Raw genomic sequence first — 6471 nt, forward strand, 5'->3', positions numbered from 1 at the left:
GAATACCTTGGCCGCGCAACCAGGTCAGTTCCCTGGTGATCTGAACCCGGCTCATGCCGAGGATGTCGGCAATGTCTTCTTGTGTCATCTTGATGACCAAACCGGTATTGGCGGGCTGATTCATGGTGAGTAGGTAGAGTAGGTTACATAACTTCACTCTGGAGGTATTAAAGTCTTGGTGTATGGTCTCGAAGAGCATGCGGTTCATGCATGTGGCGTAATGATTCACCACGGCCAAGGCAAGAGTGCTGTTGGCAGCAAACATTCTGCCAAACTGCGCAATTCCGAACTCCAGTACCCGTACATTGCACAGTGCTTCTACAACAAGGGCCAGTTCGATCTTGAACTCGTTGGTGTGGTAGCCAGGCAACATGGTTCCTGGTCCGTGGAAGCTGATTATTTTGCGTCGCCCGGACTCGTGGCTGGCAAAGAACACGGTTGCCCCTTGAACGTAGTACTGAACACAGTCGTAGGGATGGCCGGGCTTCCACAGGTACTCCCCTTTGCGAAAGATTTTTTCCACATGTGGCTGTGAGCGTAAATATGAGTCAAAAGCGGAAAATTCACCGGCAAAATAGAACCCTGGTATCAACATACACCGTTACCTCAACAGCGGATGAACCGCGCGGACCACAGGGGCCGTGTTGCCATCGTATACCCGGCGCGACAAACTTGTGAAGTCTGCGGATGCCCTTACTCTTTGCGGAAACGCCAGAGATTGCAACATGCGGATATTCATAGTCAAATATGAAGTTTTTTCATGATAAGGGGCATTACGGGTAAAAATCAATCCGTGAAGTCGATCACGCCGCTGGGTACGTTGTTGCCTGGTGGCAACGGATCACGGTAACGCATGGTACGTGCCTGCTCGGCGAGGGTCGGAAGACGGACAGCGATGGTGCCCCGGGAACGTTCCGAAGGCAGGCCGAACTCACGTACCCCGTTGACGCTCTTTTCATAAAGACGGACAAGCCAATCGGTTTGTCCGTCTTTTTTCATGTCTGATGTTGACCATGCGGCCATACAAAAGTCCTATTGGATGATGGTTGCACGGACATCCTGGCAGATGACAGAAACGGTGGACGTGACGGGGACCGTCCTGAGCCAGGTGATGGTCGTAGCCGGAAAGTCGTTACCATCCGCTTCATCGTAATCGACGCCCCGCGTGCACAGCAGGCCGTCCACAAACACCTGCAGGGCGTTGTTGCCGACAAGATATTGAGGCACAATATAGGTGTCCCCGCTCGCGTATTCCTTCAGCCTGGTATTCGGCAGGGAATCCTCACGAGATGTCACGACGCCCAGACCGTAATCAAGCATGGAAGCCTGGACGATCAACCGCATGAGGTCCTTGACGGTGATAATGGTGCCGTTGAGGATGCCGGCGTTCTGGAGGCCGCTCACCGGTATTTCGACGCGGATGTCGTGGGACGGGTCGATGGTGTCGTTGAAGCGGATGTAGTCGGACAGTTCGCCCGGCTGTCCGGCTTCGAGGTACTGATTCGCCTCGCCAGCTTCGCAAAGGATACCGTCAAGGAAGACACGTAGCTGCCCGGCTCCCACGATATACTTGGCAGGCAACTGGAATTTTTCGTTCGCCGGGATGACATCCTCACGTGTCCCGGCGGCGGACGTGAAAATGCTCGCTGTCCAGGGTTCCTCAAGCTGGGTCAGTCGGGTATCGGTACGGTTCATGTACCAGTTGAACCACTCGTGCGGCGGGATTTCCTTGATCCAGCCCTGCTTCTGCTTGTCGGTGCTGGGAGCGGCCACGTTGCTTTCCGGGGCTTCAGACGCCCAGATGACATTTGCCTGCATGACTAATCCTCAAGTTTTGAAGTGAACAGCGCGGCGCCGAAACCGGCGGAGCTTTCCGCACCGTAGAAGCCAAACCGTACCCGATCGGCGGCCAGTGTACTGAAATTGGCGTCATTGAAACCGGTCGCCCGCAGGGCACCGAGGAAGCCGAAGAAAATCTCGATCGTGACGAGGCTGAAGTCGACGGGCTTCGACCATGCCGACCATTCCCCGATATCGGACAGATGCCTGCAGGCTACCGTGTACTCACCATTGATTGGCAGTTCGCTTTGGTCGATCAGGTCTATAGGAGTCTGCTTGTCGGTGGAAAAGGTGGTGATCGGCGTGCCTGTGGCCTTGTCGGAGATGAGGTATTCCGTTTTCGCAAATGGATCGCGATAAGCGTTGAAGTAGCCGGTGTTGTCGAGTTTCAGAAGGTCGCGGAACACCTGCTGGTTCGCCGTGGGGCTAGTGATGCTTGGTGTCCTGATGGTGCTCACGCTCTGCTTCACTGGGGTGGAGAACAGCGCCATATGTTTCACCCGGACACCCGGAGCATCCTTCCTGACCGTTACGCGAAGCTGTGTGAATCCGCCGTCGACAAGGTAATATTCATCGAACCAAGCTTCATCAGCTGTCATGGACACCTTGCTGATCTCAGCTTTTTTCCATGCTCCTGAGATGCGTCCGTCGCGGTATTCTACGGTCAATTCTCCGGAACCCGTGTCACGGCGGATGACGAGCGTGCCGCGAGGCGACTGCTCCAGCACTGTCGTTATCTTTGAGTAATAGACACCCCCTGGAGCACCGGTACCGAGGCCTTCGGATATTTCCCAGTCCGTATAGCCGAGCGTTGCCGGTGTCCGGTAGGTGTTCTTCAGCAAGTTCTTGAGGATGATACGTCCCTTGTCCAGGAGTTCCCTGATCTCGACTTCTTCGGCATTGATTCCGTCGGAGATAAGCAGACGCATGCCCTGACGCAGACCTGACGGATCCGTGACATCTGTCGTCATCGGCAACAGCACAGGTGACCGTGCGGTTTTCGATGTCCCGCATGATGAGGTCACCTGTCCACATCTCGAACTCGAAACCGAAGTCCGCATACTTCCAGTCGAGAAGGACCGTCTTCGTCAGGCCATGGATGAGGATGCCGTCGTCACCGATGACATCGACGACTTCTTTCTGGAGCGCGGATATCTCGTCCTGCGCGCCTTCTAGGGCGGACGACACCGTCTTCAGGGGAACCTCGAAAAGCAGTTTGCCTTCATCGATGGCCGCGTCATCCGCCACCATGTCATTGGTCACCTGATGGCGCCCGCCTTCGGTGTGTTCAGCCTCGGCACTTTGTTTCAGGAACGCGGTGCGGTTGGTTATTTGCGTCGGGTGTACGTTGATGACGCCGTCCTCACCGCCAAGGATGGGGTCGGTCTTCTGGATGCGATAGACTTCGTCCACCCAGCGGGCTTTTTCTCGAATCTCTGCCATGAGCTACACCGTGGTATCCATGTGGGTGAAGATGTCCGACCAGCGGGAGACACTGCCTTCTGCGTCGGTATGCCGGATGCGCAGGTACAGGATCGGCGTGTCCGCCAGCTCCGGAGGAAGGGAAATGGTGATGTTCCCGTTTTTCACGTCTTCCGACGGGATTATGGTATTGTAATCGTCATCGCCCATGTATTCAGATGTGGATACATCGATTTCCATGGATTCCATAGGGATTCCATATAGAGTTCCGTAATTACTTCCCTTAATGGTTATTGTCCCGTCGCGGCGCGAGGCGGAAAGGATCTCCGGCTGCTTCACGTCCTCGACCCAGGTCACGGCCACCACGGGGCGCACGATGATGTAATGCACCCGGAACGGGTACGTACCGTTCGTGTAACGGAGGCGGATGGTCATCGTTCCCTGAGGCAGGGAGAAGTTGTCGTCCACTGTCCCGTCGGAGTACTCTCGGCCAGGAAGGGCTTCGGCGGTACGCCATACTGAACTGCCCGCCAGGCGGTATTCCGCTGTTACCGTCACGTCACCGCTGTCGCGGCAGACGATGAGCTTCCCGGAAGAAGCATCGGCCAGCACATCCAGTTCTTTCGAGATGTAGGTGAAATCGCCGTTGGCTATGGCGCCGGTCAGGCCGTCCGGATCCGACAGCAGATTGGTCGCCGCGAAAAGGCCGCTGGCGCGCGTGACGTGCAGGCGCTCCATGCAGCATATGCGCCTGTCGGTCAGGATGGACATGATGACGACTTCTTCCGGCCTGCCGCCGTCCTCGTCGCAGACGATGTATGACTTGCCGACTTCAAGACCTTCCGTGCTTTCCACGTCCAGGGATTCGTCGCCGTCGATCTCACTGAGCAGCTTTGTCGATGCGAAGTTCATGGAGGTCACGCTGTCGGTGAACAGCTCGTATGCGCTGCGGCTGCCGGAGTATTCCTGGCTCAGCGGGATAAGTCGTATCATGGCCCCGGAAAAGGACAGGCTTACGTCCTGCATCAAATCGGCGCGGCTGCGGAGTTCGTCTGCGGTGAGCAGGGCTTTGCCGATGGCTTCGTACAGCTCTTTTGTGCCGTAATCCAGCGCGAGACGGTTCTCCGGAATGTTGATGCCTGGCTTGAAGTCCTTGTCCGTCAGGGAGTGATGCCCGTCGGAACTGTGGCCGGTCTCCAGGAACTTCTTCAAGTAGAGCGTACGGTTGCCAAGCTGGAACCACTGGATGTTCGAAGGGCCGTCCTTGCCGGTTACGGGATCATAGCCCAGCACCCTGTCCGTGATGGCAAGCTGGTGGATGTGCTCTTCCCAGACAGGTTCACAGGGAAGGGTGAATGAAACTTGCGGCTCAGGCATCGTTATCCTCCACGGCCACCTGGCCGTACTGTGCGCTTTCCGACCAGAGGGACACGTTGCCGTCGTCGGCGCGGTAGCGTGCGCGCCACCAGACGGACTCTCCGGGGTTCATGGGATGCGCGGCAAGCACGGCGTCCTTCAGATTCCAGACAGGCGCGACATCGCCAGAGGCGGGGAGCGTCACCGTCTCAACGGCATCAGCGAAGTAGTTGTCCGCGGCCAGCTGGATCTCCGTGCCCGCATGTTTTGCATCATACAGGGCACCGAAGCGTTCGAGCTTGAAGTCCGCAGCGATCACCTTGGGGGTACGTACCGTACTGGGCAGTACACCGGTGGTCGAAGACATGAGCACGATATGGTCGACGTCCGTATCTCCAAGGGCTGTGATACGGAATGCCATGCGACCACCCGGGACGTCGTAGATGGAGCGGTAATTGCCACTAACGTCATCCGTGTAGGTCCGGGTGCAGGGAACCTCCGTCCAGTCGGTCGGGCTGTCGTTCTCACTGTGGTACTCGACCGTGAAGCGGACGTCTTCCGTATGGCTGATGATGAGGCGCCCCTGTTCGATATCGTCCAGCAGCTTCGTCATCACGGTCATGTATGTGGCACCGGCACTGGCTTCGGCCTTGTTGCCAACGTATTCCCACGAGCTTTTGGAGAGCACGGCTGTATCATTGGTGGAGAACTGCATGATCTCATGCAGCAGGACACGCCGCCCGGTAAGAATCTCTTTGATGGTTACCTGCTGCTGCGCGCCGGTTTTGCGGTCGATGATGAGGTAGGATTCGCCGGACGCGATGGTGCCCGTGGTTTCCAGGTCAATGGAATCATCTCCGGCGATGGTCTCGATGACCCTGACATCCTGGAAAGCATCCCTCAGGGAGAAGTTGTCCGTGAACAATTCGAAAGCATAGCGGGTGTACCCGTATTCCCAGGACATCATCAAAGCGTCATAGATTGCCCTAAGAGGGGTGCCCATGGTTCCGGAGATGCTGTCCAGTCCCTGTTTAATGCTCGACAGGATGATCTCAGTTTGTCGATCTCTACGCGTATCCGGCTGGTGGGAACTGAGAGGCGCAACTTGCTTTCCGCGATGGCCGCCAGGCGTGCGACGTGATGTTCACAAAGCAGATGAGAGCCGTCCGGTTGGTGGTCCATGGCCAGAAGGGCACGCAAGTATTGGGTACGCCATGCCAACTGCCTGGCCTGCACGTTGTTGATACCGAATTCTCCCCCCATCAAGGGGTCGGTACGTTCGATGGCGTAGACCGGGGTTACCCAGATCGGCGACTCTTTGAGGACGTCCATCCGGGCCTCCTAAAAGATGATGGACCACTCGCCGTCGAAGGCGATGTCGCTCGCCTTGTAGATGGCTTCGCGCGTCTTTCTTGCGAACAGGCTGTCGTCCTCGCACAGCAGGCCGTATTCCACGATGTTCATGCCATTGGCCTCTTCGTAGCCAAGCTGCCACTTGAACTTCACGACGCCTGGTTCCGGAAATTCGTGGGCCACGATGGCATTGCGGTACATGCCTGTGATGATGGTATCTGTTGGTGTGGGAGGCTCGTCATTGATACCTACGGCAAAGCGGCTGATGCATTTCGACGGGTCGCCTTCGCTCACCAGTTTGGCAAGGGCTTCCCGGGCCGAGTTCACGATCATGTTATGATCACGGTACTCACGGATGACCATTCCGGAACGATCGATGACCCGCATGGAAAAGACGCCGCGCAGAGGAGTGGTTTTGTCCTGGATGGAAAATTTAGCAGACATGGCAGCCTCGGTGGGTGGATTCACGTTGCTAAATATTGGGCGAGCTGAAGGTCTGCC

Annotated in this window: 9 protein-coding genes; all 9 read right to left on the reverse strand. The window is 56.7% G+C overall.

Going from position 1 to position 6471, the window contains the following annotated elements; genetic code table 11:
- Positions 1-595: Crp/Fnr family transcriptional regulator (locus DESPIG_RS13035; RefSeq protein ID WP_006003636.1), on the reverse strand; the 595-nt coding region annotated here is incomplete at its 3' end.
- A 191-nt stretch (positions 596-786) separates the two neighbouring features.
- On the reverse strand, positions 787-1023 hold the full coding sequence (locus DESPIG_RS13475; RefSeq protein ID WP_006003639.1) for a hypothetical protein: 237 nt from the start codon (positions 1021-1023) through the stop codon (positions 787-789).
- 9 nt (positions 1024-1032) lie between these two features.
- Entirely contained in the window at positions 1033-1818 is a 786-nt protein-coding gene (locus DESPIG_RS00400) for a hypothetical protein (protein ID WP_006003641.1), read from the reverse strand.
- 2 nt (positions 1819-1820) lie between these two features.
- Complete coding sequence (locus DESPIG_RS00405; protein ID WP_147589205.1) at positions 1821-2567, reverse strand: hypothetical protein; 747 nt, start codon at positions 2565-2567, stop codon at positions 1821-1823.
- Positions 2524-3282, reverse strand: a complete 759-nt coding sequence (locus DESPIG_RS13480) for a hypothetical protein (RefSeq protein WP_006003645.1) — start codon at positions 3280-3282, stop codon at positions 2524-2526. Before DESPIG_RS13480 ends, DESPIG_RS00405 begins: the two co-directional genes overlap by 44 nt.
- A 3-nt stretch (positions 3283-3285) precedes the next feature.
- The gene (locus DESPIG_RS00410) at positions 3286-4638 is read right to left on the reverse strand and encodes a hypothetical protein (RefSeq protein ID WP_006003647.1); all 1353 of its coding nucleotides are present in this window, start codon (positions 4636-4638) and stop codon (positions 3286-3288) included.
- Positions 4631-5584: a hypothetical protein gene (locus DESPIG_RS00415; RefSeq protein WP_006003649.1), complete on the reverse strand. Its 954-nt coding sequence runs from the start codon at positions 5582-5584 to the stop codon at positions 4631-4633. Before DESPIG_RS00415 ends, DESPIG_RS00410 begins: the two co-directional genes overlap by 8 nt.
- Positions 5584-5949, reverse strand: coding sequence for a hypothetical protein (locus tag DESPIG_RS00420; protein ID WP_006003650.1), 366 nt, complete (start codon positions 5947-5949; stop codon positions 5584-5586). The genes DESPIG_RS00415 and DESPIG_RS00420 overlap by 1 nt, the downstream gene beginning before the upstream one ends.
- A gap of 9 nt (positions 5950-5958) precedes the next feature.
- Positions 5959-6414 (reverse strand): hypothetical protein, encoded by a 456-nt coding sequence (locus DESPIG_RS00425; protein ID WP_006003652.1) that lies wholly within the window; start codon positions 6412-6414, stop codon positions 5959-5961.
- Positions 6415-6471: the final 57 nt, after the last annotated feature.

This window comes from Desulfovibrio piger ATCC 29098 (assembly GCF_000156375.1).
In the GTDB taxonomy this organism is placed as follows: domain Bacteria; phylum Desulfobacterota; class Desulfovibrionia; order Desulfovibrionales; family Desulfovibrionaceae; genus Desulfovibrio; species Desulfovibrio piger.

Coding starts and splice junctions, on each gene's coding strand:
- DESPIG_RS13475 (WP_006003639.1), bottom strand. CDS start 1,023: ATGGCCGCATGGTCAACATCAGACATGAAAAAAGACGGACAAACCGAT.
- DESPIG_RS00400 (WP_006003641.1), bottom strand. CDS start 1,818: ATGCAGGCAAATGTCATCTGGGCGTCTGAAGCCCCGGAAAGCAACGTG.
- DESPIG_RS13480 (WP_006003645.1), bottom strand. CDS start 3,282: ATGGCAGAGATTCGAGAAAAAGCCCGCTGGGTGGACGAAGTCTATCGC.
- DESPIG_RS00410 (WP_006003647.1), bottom strand. CDS start 4,638: ATGCCTGAGCCGCAAGTTTCATTCACCCTTCCCTGTGAACCTGTCTGG.
- DESPIG_RS00415 (WP_006003649.1), bottom strand. CDS start 5,584: ATGATGTCCTGGGAATACGGGTACACCCGCTATGCTTTCGAATTGTTC.
- DESPIG_RS00420 (WP_006003650.1), bottom strand. CDS start 5,949: ATGGACGTCCTCAAAGAGTCGCCGATCTGGGTAACCCCGGTCTACGCC.
- DESPIG_RS00425 (WP_006003652.1), bottom strand. CDS start 6,414: ATGTCTGCTAAATTTTCCATCCAGGACAAAACCACTCCTCTGCGCGGC.